Annotated in this window: 16 protein-coding genes and 1 pseudogene; 13 read left to right on the forward strand and 4 right to left on the reverse strand. The window is 54.9% G+C overall.

The features are described 5' to 3' along the window. Nucleotides 1-558 precede the first annotated feature (558 nt). Together BSG20_RS17730 and BSG20_RS17735 are read right to left on the reverse strand one after the other, a co-directional pair. Entirely contained in the window at nucleotides 559-2,544 is a 1,986-nt protein-coding gene (locus BSG20_RS17730; protein WP_072377409.1) for a CHASE2 domain-containing protein, read from the reverse strand. Continuing rightward, nucleotides 2,544-6,314 carry a FecR domain-containing protein gene (locus BSG20_RS17735; RefSeq protein ID WP_072377407.1) on the reverse strand — a complete coding sequence of 1,257 codons (3,771 nt, stop codon included), beginning with the start codon at nucleotides 6,312-6,314 and terminating at the stop codon, nucleotides 2,544-2,546. The genes BSG20_RS17730 and BSG20_RS17735 overlap by 1 nt, the downstream gene beginning before the upstream one ends. A gap of 114 nt (nucleotides 6,315-6,428) precedes the next feature. On the opposite strand from BSG20_RS17735, the gene BSG20_RS17740 reads away from it, so the two are divergent. After that, entirely contained in the window at nucleotides 6,429-6,968 is a 540-nt protein-coding gene (locus BSG20_RS17740; protein ID WP_072377405.1) for a Pycsar system effector family protein, read from the forward strand. A 79-nt stretch (nucleotides 6,969-7,047) separates the two neighbouring features. Here BSG20_RS17740 and BSG20_RS37515 read toward each other — a convergent pair. Next, nucleotides 7,048-7,515 (reverse strand): annotated as a pseudogene (locus BSG20_RS37515) (LysR family transcriptional regulator); the annotation flags it as partial. Nucleotides 7,516-7,867: 352 nt separating this feature from the next. Between BSG20_RS37515 and BSG20_RS17750 the strand changes: the two are divergent. The 11 genes from BSG20_RS17750 to BSG20_RS17800 all read left to right on the forward strand — a co-directional run bounded on the left by BSG20_RS17750 (nucleotide 7,868) and on the right by BSG20_RS17800 (nucleotide 20,584). Continuing rightward, entirely contained in the window at nucleotides 7,868-8,653 is a 786-nt protein-coding gene (locus tag BSG20_RS17750) for an ABC transporter permease (protein ID WP_072377402.1), read from the forward strand. Between the two features lie 5 nt (nucleotides 8,654-8,658). After that, nucleotides 8,659-9,933 carry an ABC transporter ATP-binding protein gene (locus BSG20_RS17755; protein ID WP_072377535.1) on the forward strand — a complete coding sequence of 425 codons (1,275 nt, stop codon included), beginning with the start codon at nucleotides 8,659-8,661 and terminating at the stop codon, nucleotides 9,931-9,933. A gap of 20 nt (nucleotides 9,934-9,953) precedes the next feature. Continuing rightward, nucleotides 9,954-10,757, forward strand: coding sequence for an FkbM family methyltransferase (locus BSG20_RS17760; protein ID WP_167371575.1), 804 nt, complete (start codon nucleotides 9,954-9,956; stop codon nucleotides 10,755-10,757). Beyond that, nucleotides 10,745-12,454, forward strand: coding sequence for a glycosyltransferase family 2 protein (locus tag BSG20_RS37525; protein ID WP_072377398.1), 1,710 nt, complete (start codon nucleotides 10,745-10,747; stop codon nucleotides 12,452-12,454). The genes BSG20_RS17760 and BSG20_RS37525 overlap by 13 nt, the downstream gene beginning before the upstream one ends. Nucleotides 12,455-12,580: 126 nt before the next feature. Further along, on the forward strand, nucleotides 12,581-13,333 hold the full coding sequence (locus BSG20_RS17770) for a glycosyltransferase (RefSeq protein ID WP_072377396.1): 753 nt from the start codon (nucleotides 12,581-12,583) through the stop codon (nucleotides 13,331-13,333). Next, nucleotides 13,330-14,451, forward strand: a complete 1,122-nt coding sequence (gene wecB, locus BSG20_RS17775; RefSeq protein WP_072377394.1) for a non-hydrolyzing UDP-N-acetylglucosamine 2-epimerase — start codon at nucleotides 13,330-13,332, stop codon at nucleotides 14,449-14,451. Before BSG20_RS17770 ends, wecB begins: the two co-directional genes overlap by 4 nt. After that, a complete protein-coding gene (locus BSG20_RS17780; RefSeq protein WP_072377392.1) occupies nucleotides 14,448-16,787 on the forward strand; it encodes a hypothetical protein in 2,340 nt (779 codons plus the stop codon). Before wecB ends, BSG20_RS17780 begins: the two co-directional genes overlap by 4 nt. Nucleotides 16,788-16,798: 11 nt before the next feature. Beyond that, a complete protein-coding gene (locus BSG20_RS17785; protein ID WP_072377390.1) occupies nucleotides 16,799-17,776 on the forward strand; it encodes a lysylphosphatidylglycerol synthase transmembrane domain-containing protein in 978 nt (325 codons plus the stop codon). A gap of 29 nt (nucleotides 17,777-17,805) precedes the next feature. Then, nucleotides 17,806-18,900, forward strand: a complete 1,095-nt coding sequence (gene gmd, locus BSG20_RS17790; RefSeq protein WP_072377388.1) for a GDP-mannose 4,6-dehydratase — start codon at nucleotides 17,806-17,808, stop codon at nucleotides 18,898-18,900. Nucleotides 18,901-18,904: 4 nt separating this feature from the next. Further along, nucleotides 18,905-19,837: a GDP-L-fucose synthase gene (gene fcl / locus BSG20_RS17795; RefSeq protein WP_072377386.1), complete on the forward strand. Its 933-nt coding sequence runs from the start codon at nucleotides 18,905-18,907 to the stop codon at nucleotides 19,835-19,837. A gap of 3 nt (nucleotides 19,838-19,840) precedes the next feature. Further along, complete coding sequence (locus BSG20_RS17800; RefSeq protein WP_072377384.1) at nucleotides 19,841-20,584, forward strand: glycosyltransferase family 2 protein; 744 nt, start codon at nucleotides 19,841-19,843, stop codon at nucleotides 20,582-20,584. Here the strand turns inward: BSG20_RS17800 and BSG20_RS17805 are convergent. Continuing rightward, nucleotides 20,581-21,705, reverse strand: coding sequence for a glycosyltransferase family 4 protein (locus BSG20_RS17805; protein WP_072377382.1), 1,125 nt, complete (start codon nucleotides 21,703-21,705; stop codon nucleotides 20,581-20,583). The two genes, BSG20_RS17800 and BSG20_RS17805, sit on opposite strands and share 4 nt — an antisense overlap. A gap of 1,289 nt (nucleotides 21,706-22,994) precedes the next feature. Here BSG20_RS17805 and BSG20_RS17815 point away from each other — a divergent pair. Beyond that, on the forward strand, nucleotides 22,995-23,774 hold the full coding sequence (locus BSG20_RS17815; protein ID WP_072377378.1) for a DUF899 domain-containing protein: 780 nt from the start codon (nucleotides 22,995-22,997) through the stop codon (nucleotides 23,772-23,774). Nucleotides 23,775-23,786 lie beyond the last annotated feature (12 nt).

The following is a 23,786-nucleotide window of genomic DNA, read 5'->3' on the forward strand; positions in this document are numbered from 1 at the left end:
AGAAAGTGGGCTTCATGGTCTGTCTGTCGGGCTCAGGGGGCGAGATCGCTGGTCGCCACCTGCTTGACCATGGAGTGGCGCGCCTCGGCGAGGCATCCTGATTATCAAGGACTTCAGGGATGCCAGCCCTGAGACTGCGGCAACTGCGCGATGCGCTGGCAGGTCCCGGCTTCTACCTCCGACACTTTTCCGATGCCGGCACTCGCGCCTCCTGGAAAAAGTGTTTGTCGCTGATGAACTGCTTCGGCGCTGCAGCGCGCGACAGTGGCGGGTGCCCTTCCCGCCGGCCATGATCACGGGAACGATGTCCCGTGTCATTTGGAGTGTCCCCGAATATGTCTTTGCCTTGTCGATCAGTTTGCCTCAGCGCTCTCTGGCCGCGGCCGTAATCGCCTCCTCGTCCGTCTTGCCGATCTCGTCGTCCAGGCGAACGACAGGATCTGCCCGTTGAAAGCGATGATCTTCTGGTCGTGCAGATCGCCGATTATGATCTCCTCGTGCTCTGAGCGGATTGGCATGGGCAATCGCGAAATAGTAAAGCCCCGGGCAATCGAGACGTTACTCGTCCAACAGGCCAACCAACTCGCTCCGTATGATCGAGTAATAGAGACGGAGAGAAGGAATTGCCGCCCCCAGCCTATCAAACGAGGTATCGAGTGGCGCCAACGTCTTGTTGTATTTCGCCGCAAGGAGAGCTTTGTGACGTTCCAGGTCATCCGGATGGACAGCGTCGATTATCGTGAAAATCGGCGAAGGAACGGTTCGCCCCTTGACGATGATCCGGTCGAGCTCGACAACGGTATACATGCCGGCGACAAGGCGCGCGGTCTCCTCACCGAGCAGGAGGGCCACACCGTAATTCTTGGACGCACCTTCCAGGCGGGAAGCCAGATTGACAGAGTCGCCGAGGCAAGAGTAATCGAACCGCCGAGTCGAGCCCATGTTGCCGACCACGCAATCGCCGGTATTGATGCCGACGCCCATCTTCATCACGTGCAACGGTGCACCGCTCACCTTCGCCTCTGCTTCTAACTGCTTGTTGAGCGTTGCTATGGCGGCCTGCATCGCGAGTGATGCCTTGACCGCGTGAAGCGCGTGCTCGGGATCATCGAGGGGCGCATTCCAGAAGGCCATGATGCAGTCGCCCATGTATTTGTCGATCGTACCGCCGTGGTCCATGACGACGTCTGACAGCGGCGTGAGCAGTCGGTTGATCAGGCCGGTCAGCTTTTCCGGATCGTCCTTCATGGTCTCGGCAATCGTCGTGAAGCCACGTACGTCGGAAAACAGCACCGACAGTGTTCGCCGCTCGCCGCCGAGCTTCAGCTGAGACGGATCGTCCGACAGTCTCTTCACAAGGTCCGGGGAGATGTACTGCGAGAAAGCCCGGGTAATTCTCTGCTTGTTCCGACGTTCCTCGGCGTAGTCGAGGGCCGCCTGACCGAAGGCGACGGAGACATAGGCAACAGTCGGCCCAAGCGGCGACACGAAGATGTGGCCGAGCCGCACGCCGGCATAGCAAAGGGCGGTAAACGCGCAGATCGCGACGAAAGTCGCGACGAGCGTCAGCCAGCCGGTCGACTTCCAGACCGTTGCGGCGGCAAGCAAGGCCGCGACGAGGATGAAGCCGGCAAACGGCAAGGTGCCGGTCTGGTCGATCGCCAATTGTCGGCGGAGATTGTCGTAGATGGTTGCCTGGATCTCGACGCCGGCGGTGAGCTGGCCGGTGTGCATCGTATAGGGCGTGGCAAAGGCGTCGGCGCCCCCCTTATCGATCTCCGGAGCGTTCTGCAGGCTGAGGCCGACCAGCACCACACGATCCTTGAAAATCCCTTCGGGCAGGAAGTTTTTTGGATCGAGCGCCTGATAATATGAAACGGTCGGATAGCTTCGCGCCGGTCCGAAGGACTGGATCATTGCGTTTTGCGGGATCGTCGCCGGCGCGTCGCCGGCAGCCCTTAGCAGGGTAACGGCAAAGCCGTCGTCATAGAGCGGAAGGGCGCGGAAGACGGCATCGCCGCCAAGCTCGATCGAGGCAATGCCCGTCCGCGCTCCGGCAGCCGTCAGTTGCGGCAGCGGCGTCGCCCGCACGAGCTGATCGGCCTGCGACGTCTGGATCAGCGTTTCGTCGCCTGCAAGCACGACGTCCCGGCCAACTGTGGCGGTGATCGCCGCGTCATTTTCGGGCGTCGAAGGTTCAGCCATGATGATATCAAGGCCGATTGCCTTTGCGCCGGCTGCACGCAGTTGCCGGATCAACTCGGCATGCAGGCTGCGCGGCCAAGGCCACTGCGCATTGATGGCCGCGAGAGACGGCTCGTCGATTGCCACGATCACCGGTCCGCCCTCTGGCGGCTGCGGGTCGTCGACCGTAGACAGATAGTCGAAAGACTTGAGCTCCAATAGCGGCCAGGCCGGCAGACGCGAAATCAACGAAATCCCGATCAACGTCACCAGCACAAGTACCAGCAGCCGGAGGCTGCGGCTGCTGAACGGCCAACCACGGGCGCGTGAAGGCGGACCAAGGGTCGAGGCCGCGTTCATCAGAACCGGACTTTGAACGTGCCCTTTACGGCACGACCCCAGCCGGGAACACCCGGCGATATCTCGAAGCCCTCGTCAAGTAAGTTGAAGGCTGCCAATTCAAGAGCAAAGCGCTTGTCGAACGGCTCCCAAATCATGTTGGCATCAAGGGTCCAAAAGTCATCAAGCTCTGTCCCGATGTCGTCGCCGTCTCGTTTGCCGATATAATTGGCCGCGATCGTCGCTTTCACCTTCGCTTCATTGACCCAGGTTAGCGCCACTTGGCCTGAGTTGCGCGGGATGAATGGAAGGGCACCGCCGAAGTTAGCGCTTGTTTCATCCTTGTTTTCCGACTCTATGCGAGCGTAGGTCGCTGAAAGACCGAATCCATTCCCCAGCGCAACATTTGCCGTGATGCTTGCCCGGTCAATGCTCCCTCGTTCCAGAGGCAGGCTGTCAATCGCCGGCAGCGCCGTCAGCGGCAACCCGATCGTCATGTGATGCAATTCCTGGTGCTGGTAGCCCATGGACGTGAAGAACTGATCGGTCCATTGGGAATCCCATTGCAAAGCGACGGTATCGACATAACCATCAATCCCGACGGCAATCTGATTGGGCTGCAGCCCGACAATGCCGATCGGGGCAAGTGTCGGCACGCCTGTTTCGACGCTCTGGCGCATGAATGCAGCGCGTAACCACTGGTCCTCGACCGGTGCCCAAGCAACGCCCAATCGCGGCTCCAACCGACTGGCGTCAATACCATGTCCATCCAGCCACGTGGCATGGAGAGCATATTCCGCCTTCAGGTCTGGCGTAATCTCGTGCAGCAGGTCTACGTACGCACGCGCCAGATTTGTTCTATTGGACGCTTCGTTCGGGCCGTCGGTGATATCGGGGATAAAACCCGGGACCAGCTCATAAAGCTCGTTGAAGGTGCTGCTATGGGTGTCAATCCATCCTCCTTCGATACCGTATCGCCAGGTCAAGCCGTTGTCAGTGCCAAGGCTATGACTGACGGCTGCGACATAGCTCTTGGAGGACAGGCTTTCCTGGGTTTGCCCAAACGGCAGCAAGTCCGGCGTCGTCACCCCGAATATGGGTGATTGATCGAATTCAAAGTCGTGTGCGCTCTCCGACGTCACCTCTGAATAAAGAAGCGCGGCGTTCACGATATTTCGGTAGCCGAAGGTGTGACTCCAGCCTACACCGCTGTTGAGATTATCCAGACTGTTATGCTGGCTGCGATAGAAGGGCAGTTCCGCTGGTGCCAACGGCACCCCGAAAAGAGGAATGAAGAGCTCTGCGTTGAGCCGGATCGAAGCCGATGGATCGAGCGTCAACGAATTCAGGTCGAAATCGCTGCGGCCCTGATTGACGAACGCGACCACGCGATCCGCTGGGGTGGGAGTGGCCGTTATATAGCCGTTGGCGTTTAGCAGTTTGGTCTCGGTGGAAAAACTGCCGAAGTCTGCATAGCTTCCTTCAGCCGGTATTTCCTCCCACTCGAAATTGCCAAAGAAGCTGATGGGTATTGTCTGGTTGATAAAGCCTTGGATTTCGGCTTCACCAACGCGCCCAGTGTGACCCCCGACGCTATTTATGCCGCCGCCAACAGAGCCTTCGATGAACGGTGTGCGCAGCAATGTGGCCGATCTCGACCGGCCTGACAACATGTGCGGGTCGAGCAACAGTCCTTGAAACAGGGAAGAAAAGCTCGTTGCGTTGCTCGTGTTTTCGATCACGCTATCCCCGAAGGTGATCGCATTCTTGAACGGGTTGATGCTGCCCTTGAGCGCCTGATCCGCAAAGCCGCTGCCTTCGAACGGATCAAAAACCGCATCGCCATAATACCGCCCCCAGGCATCGAGCCCCTGCAGACGAAAGGCGTTGTTGAGCGTGGAGCCGGCATCCTGGTTTGCTCCAAGCGCGCTGAAATCTCCCCCGCGGGCGCGGGCGCGCCTCAGAAATTCTTGGGCGTTTGCGATCGCTCCATCAGCGTCGTAGTCGTCAATGGCAACCGCGGTTCGAAACGCTGAGATGACGGGATCATTCTTATCCAGTCGATCGGCATTTTCGACAGCCTGATTCGAAGGATCCCGCTCGCCTCTTTCGTAGTGGCCTGCCGCGAGCATTAGCTGCGCTTGCGAGTAGCTCGGATTGGCCGTCGACGCCGCAAGAAGGTCGTCGATCGCCTTTTCTCGTTCACCTGATTGCAGATAGTAGCGTCCGCGCGCAAGAAGTGCCACGTCGAAGGCTGGATCAGCGGCCAATGCCAGGTCGACCTCTCGCTTCGCTTCCTTCATACGCGACTGATCGAGATAAAGGACAGCGAGATTGGCGTGGCTGATCGGGTCGTCCGGATCGAGTTCAATCGCCTTCTTCAAGGCAGCTTCCGCTTCGCGGCTGGCGCCCCGGGCAGCCTGAAGCAGACCGAGATCGTTCCATGCCATCGAGGAACCCGGCGCCAATTTGATTGCGTTGTTCAGGTCTTCCAGCGCTGCCTCAAGGTTCCCCTCGAAGTCGGCTCGAAAGCGAGCACGGGCCTGGAGTCCATCGGGATCGTTCGGGTCTATGGAAAGCGACCGCTCAACCGCTTCCTTCATTTGGACGCGATCGTTGATCAGCAGCGCGAGTTGGGCACGCAAGGCCGGCAGGCTAGAATTTGTTGGAAAGCGCGCTTCCGCCTCCTTCATCGTTTTGATGGCAGCGGGAATATCTTCGAGGAAGCCGGCGGTATAGGCCTTCATCACCGCAGCGTAGGGACCGGTGACGTTGGAAGGTGGCTTCTCTACATGGTTGGGGTCACGCAACGAACGGGAATAGTAGCCTCCGTAGGCAGCGATGCTTCGACGCTGCGGATCGAGCGCCGGCTCAGCGCGCGAAAATAGTTCGGCCGCTTCGTCGTAGCGTTTCTCTGCGCCCGCGATCAGGGCTTCGATCAAATCGGCACGGGCGCGTTGGCTGGCTGAAAGTTTGAGCGCCCGAGCCTTGGCCAACGACTGAAGCGCCTGCTGACGCCCATCGAACGACATTTGTACTTCGGCAAGTGTCAGCCAGTCCTCTGACGTTCTTGCTTCCGGCGCCTTGGCCTCGATGCGGCTGCGTTCGGATCGCATTTTTTGCATCGGCAGGGGCGAAGCTGGCATGAACGTAAAGCCGCTGCGCAGTGTCAGATAGAACAGCATCTGCTCGCGATCGTCAGGGGTAACGATGACCAGCTTGCGCGGTGCCTGCCCAATCGTCGCGACCGCCGCTTCGCCTTGTGCGACCTCGACACTGCCGTGCTCGTTCTTGAGCTCGACCCGCCCCTCGAGCACGATCAGCGAAGTCTGATCGCCCTTGACCGTCAGCGTCCAGTCGGTGCCGCGGATGGCGGCGGCTGCAGCCGGGGTTTCGACCGTCAGGCCCTGCCCGCCGCGCTGGGCACGGCCCCACATGGTGCCGGACTGCAGGTTCAGGATGGTATCGCCCGCAGCCCCCATCTGCTTAACCTGCAACGCCGAATTGCGACCGAGGCGGACCTGGGTGTGATCGGCAAAGAGGATCGCGAGCTGACCGTTGGCATTGGTGCGCAACACGTCGCCGCCGAGCAGGTCTTGGTGCAGGAACACGTTCTGCCAGTTGCTGAGGTCGACGAAGCGGACTTCCTCGCCGCTCTTGCGGTCAATGACTGAGCCCGCGGCTTGCGCCGTTCGATGGATAGGCTCCGCCGCTGCTGGTTGCGTCAGACATGACGCAAACAGCGCGATCGCTGTGCCCCCGCACGCGTATCTTGCAAATATACCCCTCATGTCGCAAGGATTTGTCTGCCTATAGTTGAAAAGTCAAGCGGGGACGAAGAGGTGCGCTTGCTTTGTGCGACAAGTGTAATATCAGAGAAACACTTTGACGGGGGGGGGCGAGACGTGAGCGATTTTGAGAATGCCTCAGATTTTCTGACCAGTTCACCTTCAACCGAGGACGGTGGTTCCGAATATTTCGACCATATCAAGAAGATAAACGACGTCTTTTACGACCAAATCAAGATTTCCGACCAGAAGGCTGCCTATATCTTTACTTTCATGCTCGCCTTTCTGGTAACCTCAAGCGAAGGGCGCGAGGTCTTTACCTGGACCCGGTACGCGCAGGGAACGCCGCAGGGCATCCTCTTCTCCGGCGCGCTGGCGGCGGCTTCGATCTTCTCCGTCCTCACCGCGATTCTGGTGGTTCTGCCGCGTCACGTTCACTCCACGACCTCACTGTTTTGGGGAGCGTGGCCGAATCATCGCGAGTATTTTCGCGAAGCAGCAATGCGAAGCGATGCGGGCTATCTCTTCGAGCAGTACATGAAGAACGCGGATGTCCTATCAACCATTGCGCGGGGCAAATACCGTTTTGTTGCATATTCCTTTCGGGGCCTGATGGTAACCGTGATCGCTTATGTCCTCTTATTGGTGAGTACATAGCCTCCTCGCTCGACCAATGAGAAACCTTTCCCAGTTGTAGCACGAGAACTCTGCGGTATGATCAGGCGCGAGGACCTTGTCACCGCCCAGGTCCGGCCAGTGACCTTACGATATCGACGATGTCATCGCGCGTGGTCGGGTCCTCTCTGGTCCCAGGCAGCCCCAGCCCGATCTTGAAGTCGATCCCCTTCAGCTTCGGTTGGAATCCAGCGTCCATTCCGACGCAAAGCCGATGCCGAGGCCACCCGAGACCAACGGGTCGGTGTCATCGCAGCCATGGGCGATGTTGTTCCTCAGGTTGTATTCCTCGAACTTCAAATTCGCTCCGCAAACGGCAGTTCTGCCAGTCGAAGGCAATGATCTTCTGGTCGCGAAGATCACCCTCGCGCTCTGCAGTGGATTGGCATGGCAATCGCCAGATGGTAGCGCTCATGGGCAATCGCGCTGAAGCGCAAGGAGCCGATGTTTCCACTGGGCGGATGAAGTCGAGATTGATTTGGTTGGGTCTTGTCCGAGATCCACGAACTCGATGGTTCCGCGATCCGGCTCGTCAGAACCCACCACCACTGCGCCTCCATCATTCAGAAGCGTGCGCCAACGGTACAGAAGGTCTGGCGCGACACCGTGCCGGCAACCCGCAGAGGGCCTAGTCTCCCCAGCTGTCTGCCTTGTCGATCCTCGCTAGACGATGCCTATCCCCGGTCAAAAGTGGGCGCCCTTCGACATCATTGGAGCGTGGTGATGTCAAGCAGAGACATTCTTGGCTGTGTAGTAGTCACTGCCAGGGGTAAATGCGAGCACAAAGGACTAGGCAATTGGCTGATGGTCGGATATTGAGCCAAACTCACGTCGATGACTTCGTTTTTCACGCAACAGGCACGTGATCGGGAGCGGACAGTTTGCTTAGTGTTCTAAGGTTGAATCGCAGCCTTATATACGAACTGACAAAAAGGGAGTTCTCCGGACGCTACCGCGGTTCGTTTGGCGGCGTCATCTGGTCTTTTGCTCAGCCGCTTTTTCTTCTATGCGTCTACACGATCGCATTTGGATTGATTCTAAAGACCAGATGGGGGTATTCAGGCGGTACCGCGGATTACGCATTTATACTTTTCTCGGGCTTGATCGTTTTCAACCTCTTTTCAGACTGCCTTGCGAAATCCGTCCACCTCATCACCGCCAACCCAAACTTCGTCAAGAAGATCGTCTTTCCGTTGGAACTGCTCCCGCTGGTAAGCACGCTCGGGGCCGTTATGCATTCTGTCATCGCCATACTTATTTGGATAGCTGGTTATACAATTGTGTACGGAGTGCCCCACGCGTCGGTATTATTCGCGCCATTGGTTCTCGCCTGCTTCTTTCCCGTACTGCTTGGCATTGGATGGCTATTGTCAGCGGCGGCGGTGATCGTCCGCGACATCGGCCAGCTTACTGGAATGATAAGCCACACGCTTCTCTTCCTGACGCCTATCTTCTACAGCGTTGAAACAGCTCCACCACCGATACAAAATTTGCTGGTAGCAAATCCTCTCACCTTTGTGGTGAACCAGTTTCGCGCAGTGCTGTTCTACGGCTCACTGCCCGACTTTCTGGGTCTGGCCCTTTATTTCGTAGGCGCCAGCATCTTCGCTTGGCTTTCAAGTTTGGCCTTCGCCAAGCTGCGCCCGGTTTTTGCGGATTTAGTGTGAGCGCGATGAACGAGATAGCGATTTCAGTAAAAGACGTCGGCAAATGCTATCGCGTTTTCGATAACAATCGTTCGAGACTGCTACACCATTTCGTTCCGGCCCATACCAAGGGCATGCGTGAGGTGTGGGCGCTACGCGACGTAAGCTTCGAGATAAAGCGTGGAGAATCGGTTGCCATTATCGGGCGCAATGGGGGCGGCAAAAGCACCCTCCTCGAGATCCTGACCGGGACACTCACACCAACAACGGGGCAAGTAACCGTCAATGGCCGGGTGTCGGCGCTTCTGGAGCTGGGCAGCGGCTTCAACCCGGAGTATTCCGGCCGCGATAACGTCATTCTAAATGGTCTGCTGCTTGGTCTCACGAAGGAGCAGATTCTTTCCCGCTTCGACGAGATCGAGGCGTTTGCTGAGATCGGTCCGGCGATTGATCGCCCGGTCAAGACTTATTCTAGCGGCATGATGGTGCGGCTGGCATTTGCCGTGCAGGTGCTGTCCGACCCCGATATTCTCATCATTGATGAGGCATTGAGTGTCGGCGACTTTTTCTTTCAGCAAAAGTGTCTGAGCTATATCAAGGGCTTGCACGAGAACGGCGTCACGCTTTTGTTTGTCTCGCATGACATGGGCGCAGTCCGAGACACCTGCGAACGCGGCATACTGTTAAAGAAAGGTCAAATCGCATTTGACGGAAGCAATCTAGAAGCCATAAGGCGGTATTTCCATCAGAACGACAGCAGCGAGGAGATTGGCTCCGCCACCTCTCCAGCTCGCCTCGCGGCAACGGATCGTATCGAGAGTCCGATTTGGCGATCAACTACCCTAGAAGAGGACAAGACCCGAAAAGCGACTATTCTCGCAGTAGGTATGACCAACGATAAGGGCGAACCATCAACTCATTTTAGGATGGCTTCCATTGCAAGATTTCGTCTGCATTTCGATACATTCGTGGACGGAGGACGCCACGTACATCTGGAGATAAAAAATAAGAACAATCAGCTTGTGACTTCGATCGGAACATTCGGAATGGGCCTCACGTCGCCGACTTTTGCGGCAAATGATGAGGCTGTTTTTGAATTCGAACTACAACTGAGCCTCGAAGCTGGAGAGTACGTATGCTGTTTCTATCTCGTGTCTCCCTCTCCTGACGGGAAGTCGGGCGACGTTGTCGACCAAACGCCGTGGCTTGGACCGATTACAGTTCACTGGGACTATGAGCATGAAATCCCACCCTTCAACGGAATGTTTGGAATGAACAGCGGTGGAAGGTATATTCTATGAACAGGAGCCTGCATCTACTGTTGGACTACTTGGCCGGCGGAACCTCCGCCGGAATTGCCATCGATGTCGGCGCACATCATGGTCTGTTCTCGCGAGCACTGCTCGAAAGCGGCCACTTTGCGAAGGTAGTCGCATTCGAGGCAAACCCTCAAACTTATGAAAAGTTGAACAAAACACCGCCAACACAAGCAGGGATGGAAACGGTCAATCTAGCGTTGGGCGACACCGACGATGAGTTGGAGCTTTACAGCGATTCGGATAGTGCAACAGCCTCTCTGCTGCCGTATCTGGAGGGATCGCAAAGAGGTGCCGTTCACTCCACCAGGGTATCCGTAAAACGCCTTGATAACTTCTTGGCGACGCGACCAGATCTCAGCCAAATAAGGCTTTTGAAGATTGATACGCAGGGAAATGACTTGTCGGTACTCCGCGGAGCGACCGCCACTCTAGAGGTCCATAGGCCGATAGTTCAAACAGAGTACATCTTCTTGCCGCTCTATGTCGGCCAGTGTACTCCAAAGTCGATAGAGTCGTTTATGAAGACGATAGGTTACAGCCTTTACTCATTAGGGGATATCCACATATCAGCCCAGGGTCAGCTCGCGTTCTGCGACGCAATCTTTAAACCAGACGAAACTGTAATGACATCGACACCTCCGTATATCCGGATTGATGACAACGCGTCATATGAAGCGCAGATAAAAATCCTTACTCAAACATGCGCAGATCGTCTTTCGCTGATAAACGGTCTCACCAATGAGGTTGATGCCCTTCGTTCTGCCAGGTCGAGTTTGTTGCAAAGGATATTTTCATGGGTGCGGTGAGCTTCTCGCTTGATTCAAGACTTATCGACGCTCTGAACTCTGCCCTTGAGCTCCATATCTTTGTAGAGACTGGGACTTTCCGGGGTGATACTGTCGCTCGGGTCGCTTCGCAGTTCGATCGGATATTTTCAATCGAGCTTTCGGAGAGTCTTTGGAATGATGCGTCAACGAGGTTCCAATCGGCGCTTAATATCACAGTTCTGAATGGACGATCGTCGGATAAACTCGCTGAAATCCGCACCACATTCGAAGATCGCCCTACGCTCTTCTGGCTCGATGCACATTGGTGTATCGCTACGGGCACCGCCGGTGAACTGTCGCAATGTCCCCTTCTCGACGAACTGAAAGCGATCGAACACCTGAACGCAGAATCGGTGATCCTTATCGACGACGCGCGGTTGTTTCTCGCACCGCCGCTGGCGCCGCACGAGATTTCGCAATGGCCGAATTTCGATCAGATTGTCCGGCAACTCTTCGCTATGAGCGAACACCATGAAGTCATGGTCATCAACGACGTCATCGCGTTTTTTCCCCGGCGAGCAAGGGCCGCCGTCGAAACCTACGCCCAGGATTTCGGTACGGACTGGCTTATCGCCTCAAACAGTCTCAAACAAAATGGGACTGCGATGAACGAACTGACGGCGAAAGAGACGGTGATTCAGGGCCTAACTGGGCGCGTGCGGCAGCAAACCGAAACAATCGCGAACCTCTCCGCCGAAGTGAAGTATTTTCACGACCTGTACAATGCGCTCCCTCTGCCGCTGCGCGCCCTCGCGCGGGCCAATCTGAGAATGACACGGATCGTGCGTCCTCGGCTGGGACAGTTGAATCAGTATTCACCGCGTCCACTCTCCGCCCTGAAAAACCCCTTGCTGTCTGGGCTCCCTATCGCACAACCCAAGATTTCCATCGTTACGCCTTCGTTCGCGCAGGGGCGATTCATCGAGCGAACACTCCGCAGCGTTCTCGATCAGCAATATGCAAACCTGGAATATGTAGTTCAGGATGGCGGGTCGCACGACGAGACGATTGATGTGCTGAAACGCTATGACGATCGTCTCGCCGGGTGGGCTTCGGAGCAAGACACAGGACAGTCACAGGCTATCAACCGCGGGTTTGCAGGGACCTCCGGGGAAATCATGGCATGGCTGAATTCTGATGACCTCCTCTTGCCCGGCTCCCTAGCGATCATCGCCGATTTCTTTGACCGCAATCCGGACGTGGATGTCGTTTATGGAAATCGCCTCATGATCGACGAGGCGGACATGGAAATCGGGCGATGGATTCTGCCCGGGCATGACAGTGCCGTTCTTTCGTGGGCCGACTACATTCCCCAGGAGACACTATTCTGGCGCCGTCGCATCTGGGAAAAGGCGGGGGGAAGGATTGACGAGACGTTCCGCTTTGCGATGGACTGGGATCTGCTAGTTCGCTTTAGGGACGCAGGCGCCAAATTTGCGCATATCCCGCAGTTTCTAGGTGCATTTCGTATTCATGAACACCAGAAGACGTCGGCCGCGATTACGGAGGTCGGCTTCGAGGAGATGGATCGGATCCGCAAGCGGACACTAGGGAAAGTTTCCGATCGCGCGCAAATTCGCCGCGCAACCGCACCCTTTTTGTTGCGGCATATCGTTGCTGATCTCGGCTATCGGATAAAGACTGGGTTGAAGAGCAGAAGCACCAAGTTTGATTGATACCCTTCTGCTGCGGCGTGGCACGTTGTGCGCATTTCCGGTAAGCGTTGCAATCTGCGCCAGAGCTATTTATGAGACCCTTGGCCGCGGTTAGTGCCGGCCTAGCGATTGGAAAGATATGACGGCATGGCGAAAATCTATCTAGGTCTACCCGCGTATAATGAAGAAGCCTCTATTGAACCCTTGTTTCAACGTATTCAGAAATATCAGGATGTCACGCAAACGAGACTGACGATTGTCGTTTACGATGACGGATGTCGTGATAGAACGAAAGAAAACGTCTTAACCTGGAACGATCGACTCGAAATCATTTATCTAGATGGTATCGTGAACAAGGGTTTGGGTGAAGGAATGAACTCGCTTCTGAGCGAATTTGTTCGTCGAGGCCAATCCGAGGATCTAATGGTCGTCATGGATTGCGATGACACCCACGATCCCTCCCAGATTACCGAGATGCTGGCTACTTTGAAGCGGCATCCTAACACCGATGTCGTGATCGCCTCGCGCTATAGACGGGGAGCCACAATATCTGGCGTGCCGTTTCATCGAGTCCTCCTGAGCATTGGCGCAGCCTGCCTGTATAAAATGGTCCATCCGGCGTTTCATGTGCGCGACTATACCTGCGGCTACCGAGCATATACACACGGCATCGCGGTGAAGACTTTGAACGCATATCCTGAGCCCTTGCTAAAGGAACGAGGCTTTGCGTGCATGGTCGAACTACTACTCAAGTGTAAGCATGCTGGCGCCCGTTTCCGGGAAATCCCGTTGCGTCTCGCTTACGACAACAAACTGTCCGCATCGAAGATGGACGTCTCAGGAAATACGTTGAGACTGCTTAAGCGCCTAATCTCTTGGCGGGTTCGGGGATTGCAATGAATCGTTTAAAGATAGCTTGTGTTTTCGGCACGCGCCCGGAAGCCATAAAAATGGCTCCGGTGATACGAGCGCTAGCAAGCCGACCCGAAATTTTTGATGTTCGAACAATTTGTACTGGCCAGCATCGCGAACTGATAGCCCCTTTGACGGACTGGTTCGAGCTCGACGTTGCCGTAAATATGGATGTAATGACCCCAAATCAGGGTCTGAACAAACTTGCCGGCAAGCTGCTGATTGAGTTCGAGGCACTCTTCTCAGAAGAGCATTTTGATGGCGTCATAGGTCAAGGCGATACAACGACTGTATTTACTTCAGCCCTGGCAGCCTTTCATAAGAGAATTCCATTCTTCCACGTCGAGGCCGGTTTGCGAACCTTCGACATGAAATTCCCATTTCCCGAGGAAATGAACCGCGTACTCGTCGGCCGACTTGCGTCTCTGCACTTCGCCCCGACCGACCAAGCCGCAGGTAACTTGGCCTCTGAGGGAGTCACGTCTGATAGCATATTTATGGTCGGCAACACTGTTATCGACGCCCTTAATTTTACTGTCGATAAGCTGCCTGCGACTTCCGCCTCGGATGGGCGGGATTCCAAGCTCATTCTTGTCACGGCCCACAGACGAGAGAATTTCGGCGAGCCCCTCGAGCGTATATGCAACGCTATCCGTCGCATCGCCATCAATCATGAGAACGTTAGATTCGCGTTCCCCGTCCATCCCAATCCGAATGTCCGCAAAGTTGTCGATGATCGCCTTCGGGGTTTGCAGAATGTCGATCTAATGGATCCCCTGCCCTATCCCGTACTAGTTGATTATTTGAAACGGTGTGACCTAGTCTTGACGGATTCCGGCGGACTACAGGAAGAAGCTCCCGCTCTCTCGAAGCCCGTTCTTGTGCTTCGAGAAGAAACGGAACGACCTGAACTAGTTCAGCTTGGAGGCTCCATCCTTGTCGGAAGCTCTGAAGCGTTGATATATGATAGCGTCGCCGAACTTCTCACGAATTCGATACGCTATAAGCAAATGGTCGTCGGCTCTTCTCCTTATGGCGATGGTCACGCCAGCCAGAAAATTGCAGAACATGTCCATGCGTTCTTCGAGCGAAGCAAAACGGCATGATCTGGGTTCCGCTCCTCGTTCTTGCATTGTCGGTTCTTGGACTTCCGATACTACGTGTATTTTGCCCGTCTTCCGACGTCACGTCAGCACCCGCCTACGGACTTGCAGCTGTTGTCTTGGTTGCATATACAATTTCGGCGAATTTCGGGTTGACCGGCGCCGATAGTACCGCGCTTTCGATCATCGCCTGGACGGTCGTTGCTCTCGTTTGGCTCTTACACACCGCCCTCAAAAAGCCAGCCTCGCGATACAGTGTGAACTATCGAAAGCTAGTACCGCTCTTGGCCATAGCGCCCGCATTGCTGATCCTTATTCCGGCAGCGCGCTACGGGATGCCAAACTTCTTTGGCTCTGTAAATTTCGATTTTTTTTACAATAGCCGTGACGCCGACTATTTGACGAATCACACTGCTCTCCAATTTACAGGCAAGACAGAAGAAATACTGCCGTTCATATGGAGCTCCGACGAGCAAGGCCGATTTGGGATCAACTTTCTCTCGGCGTTTTTTGTTAAATTCGTCGGATTTAATGCAGTTCATTTCAACGCCGTTCTAATTTCAACACTGATCGTCATTAATTCCCTAGCATTTTACTCCGTCTCCAGAGAATTATTCAAGTATTCTCGGGCCGTATCTGTGGCTTCTGTCTTTTGTATTATTTTATCGGCCGGATTCGCTCAAGGATACTCTTATTATCTTTTGGGTCAAATCAGTGCGATGCCACTTCTGAGCTTGAGTCTGATTGCTGGTCGGAGGGCGATTTTGCCCGCGAGTGATGATCCTTCGCGCGTGCATTCTTTGACAGCTATTATCTTTTTATTGAATGCCCTTTATGTCTTTTACGCTATATTGGCTGTTTTTGGTGCCCTTATTATCGGCCTTGCCCTCATCCTTTCGACAATGCTGCGTCGCGTCCCACTTCGCAGATTCCTCCTGATTTCTTCACTACTTGCCTGCGGAACGCTTGGGCTTTTTATTTTGCTGCGACTTTTTTCTTTAGATGCTTTGATGCAATCAGTAATGTCGTGGATTTCGCTTTCGCTGAAGACAGCTTCGGCCGACGGATCAAGCCCAGCTATCTTCAGCGAGTATACCCTAGAGCCGTTCTTGTTGCTCTTATTTGGGGTCGTAAGCTATCCGGCAACTCAATCGCTTATGTCGCTGCTCGTCGGCTTTGGTCCGAATCGTGGCCTAATTTTGATCGTTGTCGGCCTTCTGACCTTTGTTTGCTTTGTGTTCGCGCTGCTGAGTTGTTTTAAGTACTCGCGGCTTCGTTGGCCCGAGATGGCGATCATCAGCAGTATTACGCTAATCTCCCTCGTTTCCTCATTCGTTTTTTTCATTACCGGGTCCGGCTATTCGATATTCAAGATAAGCAACTGGCTTATACCCTATCTTATGCCTGTTTTTCTTTCGGCGATCCTTGTCGCACTTGAGTTTCGTGGTAAGCGGCGTACCATTGTCGCCCTCCTGAGCGCGATTGTCCTCGCCGCAAACATCACGACAGCGGGCGCATACACTTCCCCATTTTGGCTGTTTTCGAAGAGTGAACGAGGTGTGAACGCTCGCAAGGTAAACGGGATGAAAGGCGTTAACGAACTGAAAGCAGCGTTGCTTCCCTACCCACACGCGGATTTATCATTCGATTTGAAGAACGGCATACGCAACGCATGGATTGCAAATGAGTTCGCAGCCGATAGAAACGTTGGCTCTCTCACAAATAACTTACAGCCGTTGGCCGACCGGCGACTTCCTGCAATCCCTTGTGGCGAAAGACGCTGGTTGTCAGAGGGCACAATTTTGATCGCAGACGCTGAAGCTCAAGATATTTTTGCGGCAGGCGTGAAATCCAACGCTTTCTTTGTAGGGCAATCCTATTCCGCCGCCTTTGTTTCAGATATCGATCAATATGCATATCTGGGACGTGGCGCATATTTAGTCGAAACGGTGCCTTTAGGAGTATCTATCGCCGATGGCTTCCCACGGACGTTTCGGTGGGTAGAACGCGGCGTCGAACTTTTCTACTTCACCCGCGTGTCTGGGAAAATTGATTTGAGTTTCGATGTGGCGCCGGGTTACGTAGATGGGCCCACTCCACGAAATCTCACGCTTTCTGCACCTGGAATCACCAGCCAAGCCACGTTTGATCAGCACCGTTGGCACCTGCAATTCAAGTCGTTGCGCGTTAGTCCTGGATTGAATTGCTTCTACATCGAATCGCCGGACAGGGTCGCGGCGAAACCACGCTTTGGAGCGGTCGTAAGGGCTGGGACCCAAATCGATTTTCGGCTGCTCAGCTTTGCAATCGCCAACATTGGCATATTTCAGCGAAATTGAAGGCTCGGCACATGACTCTCCTCGCTCGCGTCAAACCGATTATGTTTGTTGTAGCCAAGCTGGCCATGTCGGCGGGAGCGATCTACTTTCTGTTGCAACGCGTGAATATTCAGCAAGTTTTGAGTTTTAGAGTTGTGAACTTTCCGGCTTTAGCTCTCGCGGTGCTGGCTGCAATGGGCTTGGTCTTCCTTCAGGCAGTTCGTTGGTATTTGGTGGCCAACTCGAGCGGCATCGCCATTAACCTTCGAAAAGCAATCATAGCCGTTTGGTTTGGGCATTTTCTTAACAACCTTTTGCCGACATCTACAGCAGGCGATGTGGTTAGAAACTACACATTGAAATACGAGAGCGGCGCTCAAGGCCGCTGGGTGGGTGTACTCATCACCGAGAAATTTGCGGCAATGTTTACAGCACTGATTGTCGCGACTAGCACAGCGCTCGTGGCAGGATTGCCGGGCATGCCTCGCGAGGTAACGCTCTTGGTGATACTTGTGCTCGCGGCAATGATGGCAGGATATCTTTGCCTTTGGTTTATCAAGAAGGCATTTTCTTCGCATTTATCACACAGAATCCGAACTTACCTTGCAGAAACCATAGCTGCTATAGCTACGCTCGCTTCGACGAGCCTTGGGCGTTGGGCGCTTATTTGCTCGCTGGCCGTTAACCTCGGAATGGCGATGATATTCTACATGTCCTCCGTCATCGTTGGCGTGCATGTAGATTTAAGTTATTGTTTTTTTGTCGTTCCTGTCTTTTCTGTAATTGCCTCGCTTCCCATCTCCTATGGGGGCTGGGGCGTTAGGGAGCTGAGCGGGGTTCACTTGCTCGGACTACTCGGAATTGCGTCAGATGCTGCGTTTGCGGTAACAGTTGTATATGGTGTGATAAATCTTCTTTCGTGCATACCAGGGTTGCTCGCGGGACGAATTTTTGTAAAAAGCACGAAACTGCAGCGCTCTGCTCACAAAATTGGGACAGTTCGCCGTTAAGATCACACGAAAATCGGGACCTTACAACGATGAAAGAAAGCAACCGGGTCGCCCTCATCACCGGCGTTACGGGTCAAGACGGGTCATACCTGGCGGAATTCCTCCTTCAGAAAGGTTACGAAGTTCATGGAATCAAGAGACGCGCGTCTCTTTTCAATACCGACCGTATTGACCATCTTTATCAAGATCCGCATGAATCTGGACGTCGATTCGTGCTCCACTATGGAGATATGACAGACTCGTCGAGTCTCACACGCATTATCCAGCAGGTTCAGCCGGACGAAATCTACAATCTCGCGGCACAGTCCCATGTTGCCGTTTCCTTTGAAGAGCCGGAATATACAGCGAATTCCGATGCACTTGGGGCGTTGCGGATTCTTGAAGCCATTCGTATCCTCGGCCTGGAGAAAAAGACCCGCTTCTATCAAGCATCGACCTCAGAGTTGTACGGGCTCGTACAGGAAATTCCCCAACGCGAAACGACGCCGTTCTACCCGCGATCACCGTATGCAGTGGCTAAGCTTTATGCTTACTGGATCACCGTAAACTACCGAGAAGCTTATGGCATCTATGCGTGCAACGGCATTCTCTTCAACCATGAAAGCCCCGTACGCGGGGAGACGTTTGTCACTCGTAAGATCACGCGCGCCATCGCGCGGATCAAGCTAGGCTTGCAGGATTGCCTTTATCTCGGGAATCTGGACGCCAAACGCGACTGGGGTCACGCAAAAGACTACGTCGAAATGCAATGGCTAATGTTGCAGCAGGACCAGGCAGAGGACTTTGTCATAGCCACGGGAGTGCAATACAGCGTTCGCGAGTTCGTCGATGCAGCCGCTCAGGAAGTCGGCCTGACGATAACGTGGAAGGGTCAAGGCGCTGACGAGAAAGGCTATGATGTCGACGGCAAATGTATTGTTTCCGTTGACCCGCGTTACTTCCGACCAACCGAGGTGGAAACGCTGCTAGGCGATGCCTCAAAGGCAAAAGAGAAGCTAGGGTGGACCCCTAAAATCACCTTCAAAGAACTTGTCACGGAAATGATGCGTGAAGATCTAAAGTCTGCTGAACGCGATGAGTTGGTCAAGCGTCATGGTTTCTCAGCCTATGACTATCACGAGTAAGAGTATGGACAAGACGGCAAAGATTTTTGTCGCGGGACACCGCGGCATGGTTGGTTCCGCAATCGTGCGCCGCTTGGTGCAGGCAAGCTACACGAATGTGCTCACAAGGACGCACGCAGAGCTTGATCTGATCAATCAACGCGCCGTGCAGGATTTCCTGGTCGCAGAAAAGCCGGACTTCATATTCCTGGCAGCGGCGAAGGTCGGAGGGATTCATGCAAACAATACCTTCCGCGCCGACTTCCTCTACCAGAACTTGATGATTGAAGCGAACATCGTGCATGCAGCTTGGGTCGCTGGCGTACAGCAGATGCTTTTCCTAGGCTCAAGTTGCATCTATCCACGTGACTGTCCACAGCCCATTCGGGAAGAATATCTGCTCACGGGACCACTTGAGCAGACGAATGAACCGTACGCGATCGCAAAAATCGCCGGCATCAAGCTTTGCGAAAACTATAACAGGCAGTACGGGACGCGGTTTGCCTCCGCCATGCCGACGAATCTTTACGGGCCGAACGATAACTACGATCTGAACAACAGCCATGTCCTGCCCGCATTGATTCGCAAGGCCCACGAAGCAAAGCTTCGGCGCGATAGCGAGTTGCTCGTCTGGGGCTCGGGTCAGCCGATGCGCGAATTCCTTTACGTTGACGACATGGCTGACGCGTGTGTCTTCCTTATGGAGAACGGCGTTTCTGAAGGATTGTTCAACGTCGGAACCGGCGAAGACGTCACAATTCGCGAACTGGCAGAAACGGTGATGGACGTTGTCGGCTTTGATGGCAACATCGTGTATGACCGCAGCAAGCCCGACGGTACCCCGCGCAAACTGCTGAGCGTCGATCGCTTGAATTCTCTTGGCTGGAAAGCTGAAACCTCACTGAGGGACGGGATCGCCAGAGCTTACGCGGACTTCCGATCGCGGTTTCCCGACTAGAAGATGACCACCCCGCTCGTTACGGTCGCCGTCCCGTCATATAACCAAGCACGCTTCCTCAACGAGGCTCTTGCTTCGATATTCGAGCAAGACTTGCCGTTGGAGGTATTTGTGATGGACGGAGGGTCGTCCGATGGCTCGGTCGATGTAATCCGCAGCTGGGAACACAGACTCGCGGGGTGGCGCAGTCGACCCGATGAAGGACAGGCTGCCGCCATTAACGAAGGCATCGCGCGGGGCACCGCACCTTTCGTTTGCTGGTTGAACAGCGACGATTGGTTTCTGCCAGGAGGATTGAATTGCCTCCTCAGGGAACTTGAGAGCGAAAAAAGTGCCCCTGCAGCGTACGGCCGTTCCTGGAACTTCATCGAAAACACTGGCAAACGTTTCCCGGTTTGGGTCGAGCCTTTCAGTGAGAGAAGACTAGCGCTGCGCTGCATCGTTTCACAGCCGGCAACCCTTATCAGGCGCTCCGCGTGGGAAACGGCCGGCGGCCTAGACGCCAGCCTGCATATGGTGATGGACTATGACCTGTGGTGGAAGCTATTCAAAAGGATCGGTCCCCTACACTATGTCAATGAGTTCGTTGCGGTGAACCGTGAACACGAACTGACAAAAACCCGCACACTTCGCCGGAGGCACTACTGCGAAGCTATTGCGATCGTACGCAAATATCACGGTAGCGTGCCCCTCAAATGGTGGCTTCTACAGCCCTATGCGGTCTGGTATAAGGCGCTGCGAGGCTAAGCCGGGTGAAGCTGTAGCAGCTGGTGGTAAAGCTCAGAATAGGCGCCTGCCATTTTGTCAGCCGTGAAATTCGCGAGATAGCGATCTTTTGCGTTGCGTCCGTATTGAAGGGCGGCGGATGCATCGCTACGGCAAAGCGTTTCTAGCGCTTCTGCTAGCGCCAAAGGATCACTAGCTGGGACAACGATGCCGGTTTCTAGCGACCGGTTGACATAGCTAGTCCCTGTCCCAATTTCGCAAGAAATCATCGGTTTTCCAAACATCGCAGCCTCCACAAGCGCAAGACCGAAGGCCTCAGACCGCAAATGCGATGGAAAGACGAAGCCGGTGCTCAGCTCAAGAAGAGCGGATTTGTCCGCGTCTGGCAACGCTCCAAGGAAATGGACATTTCCAAGGCTGTGCTCCTTTGCATAGGCCTTCAACGACGCTTCCATTGGCCCCTGCCCAACTAGCAGGATATCATGGTCCGTCTGCTTTGCAGCCTCCAAGAGTATGTGGACACCCTTGTAGTAGCGAAGGACACCAACAAAGAGGAAAAATGGCTTCGGAAACCTCTCGCGCCAGCGTGCCTTCACATCGGCAGAAGCGCGCGGGTAATCCCCTTCGTCCAGCCCCAGCGGGATGAGCGTGGTTTTGCTCCTATAGCGCTGCAGTACGTCGCTGGTCGCCAGGTAGTTCGGTGACGTGGCCACAATTCTGTCAACACTTGTTAGAAAGCGATGCATGAGCGGCCGATAGAGCTGCAAGAGGATCCGCTGCTTGACGATATCGGAGTGGTAGGTAACGACAGTCGGTTTTTTCAAGCGCGAAGTGAGGTGGACAACATCCATTACCGGCCAGGGAAAGTGGTAATGCACTATGTCGGCCTTGTCGCTTAGGTCTCGAAACCGTCGAAAGACCTCCCGAGAAAAGCCCGTCGAGGCAAATTCAAAATCGAGTTTGGCTTTGTGAGCGATATGACCATCAAACTCCCGGGTGTTCTGCTCAGGCGTGCTACTCAGGGAGAGCACGTCGGATTCGATCCCGTAATTGGCGGTTCCCTTAGCAATTGCGTGGATTGTCCGCTCAACTCCCCCAAAAGTATCAGGCCAATAAGTCTTGAAGAAATGTAGAACCCGCATCTCACTCCAAACGCCGGGTCATGTAGCTCGCCGGTCTTCGATATGTTCAAATCATTCCGCCTGTACGGCAATCATCGGATAAGCGTTGCCTTCGTAGCCTCACGAACGCGGAACAGATGACGTCGCTCCTGCCGGACGCCCATATAAGCAAAGGCTCGGAAAATAGCAGCCCTTATTAGGAGCGAAGTGAAAGGTCTTGCAGAAGCAAATGAAGCAGCTTGGCGCGCGGCGACATGGGAACAATGCATGCCGTCGGGTATGGCGTTTAACCAGGGCCACGTCTCACAGTCCATTGCGCTTTCCCGCCCGGTCGGCATATTTTCTCGTTATCGAAGGAGGCGCGCAATGAAGCGACAGGGGCCCTGGCTTTGTCGGTAGAGCCACGAGAGCACGAAACAGCGTTCCTTGCTAGCTGAAATGCCAGTCCTTCATCGGTCGCGACGACGACAAGTAATCGCACGCGTCGAACTTCTCCACTATTCGCTCTAGGGATCGAATGGTTTCCTCGCACGTCTCAAGTTTGTGGCTGGTAACATCCACCTTCTGGCCGGTGACTGCGTCGACTTCGACGCAGCGTGTATTACCCTGTCGCATCTGGACTACCAACGAGACGTACTTCTCGTGCTCCCGATAGAGTAAGTTTTTCAGGTTCCCCATCACCTGCCTCCTTACGCCAAATGAAAGCCTACTTTTAGGCTGCAACCAATACGATTACATATCTGCGCTGCGAGAGCAAGCAAGGATTGAATGCGAGGTAGAAAGCGCGCCGCGGCAGCGGCCTTGCTCCGCGTCCACAAAAATTCTCGACAGGATCAGCATGCGTATTCCAGTGATGCCGGACGGCTAGTTTTGCCTGAAGCCGGACAGGTATTCCGATCTCATGCCGGCCAGCATTCCGATTTGAAGGCGGCCATTTCTCGGACTGATCCTGCGTCTGTTTGATGTTGGATCCGGTTTTGTTTCGGGTCAAGCGTGCGGCGTTATGTCGGCGCGGTAACGAAGCCGTCGATTCAATGGGTGCAGTCCTCAACCGGCTGAATGGACCTCAATGGCTCGGTGCGGCACGTGGCGAAGCGTAGCTCTTCAATCCTGGAGCGCGAAGGCGCCCACCCGTGCGACTGCAGGCGCGAGCGACGGGGTCAGAAGCCGCATAATACCCGCCACACTTGTTACTCCCACCGTTCGCTTTTCGGTGCCAAACTTCTTCTTGGTCGATCGGAAGCGATGCGCAACCAAGGGCGACGGTCCAACCGGAGGCGCAAGAATTCAACTCAGGAGGTTTTAAAGCCATGACTACATCAGTCGAGAACATGGGGAAGCGCGACCAACCCATCATCCACACGCCGCCGGTCGTATCGCCGCAGGCTTGGGAAACAGCTCGCGAACAGTTGCTCGTCAAGGAAAAAGCCCAGACGCGCGCCCGCGATGCCTTGGCTGCAGAGCGGCGGCGAATGCCATGGATGGCCGCGGAGAAGCCGTATGTCTTCGAGGGCACCGCTGGCAAGGCCAGTCTGGTCGACCTCTTCGACGGTCGACGCCAACTGATTGTCTACCGAGCTTTTTTCGAGCCCGGAGTCTTTGGTTGGCCCGACCACGCCTGCCGGGGCTGTTCCATGGTAGCCGATCAGGTCGCCCACGTCGCTCACTTAAACGCCCGCGACACCACTCTCGTCTTCGTCTCGCGTGCTCCCCAGGCGGATATCGTGCGGCTGAAGGCCCGGATGGGGTGGGAAATGCCTTGGTTCACGCTCACGGACACCTTCGATGCGGACTTCGGAGTGGACGAGTGGCACGGCACGAACGTGTTCTATCGCGACGGCAATCGCGTATTCCGCACGTACTTCATCAATAACCGCGGCGACGAGCAGATGGGCAACACCTGGAACTACCTCGACATCACGCCACTGGGCCGACAGGAGGTGTGGGAGGACTCTCCCAAAGGCTATCCCCAGACGCCAACATACAAATGGTGGAACTGGCACGACAGCTACGTCGCAAATGCAGCCCCCGACAAAAGATGGGTCGAGGTGTCAGACGCCGGAGAGTCAGCGTTCCGGAACCAGCACTGAGCGCAAAGCCCA

The sequence above is a fragment of the Rhizobium tibeticum genome (genome assembly GCF_900110205.1).
Classification (GTDB): domain Bacteria; phylum Pseudomonadota; class Alphaproteobacteria; order Rhizobiales; family Rhizobiaceae; genus Rhizobium; species Rhizobium tibeticum.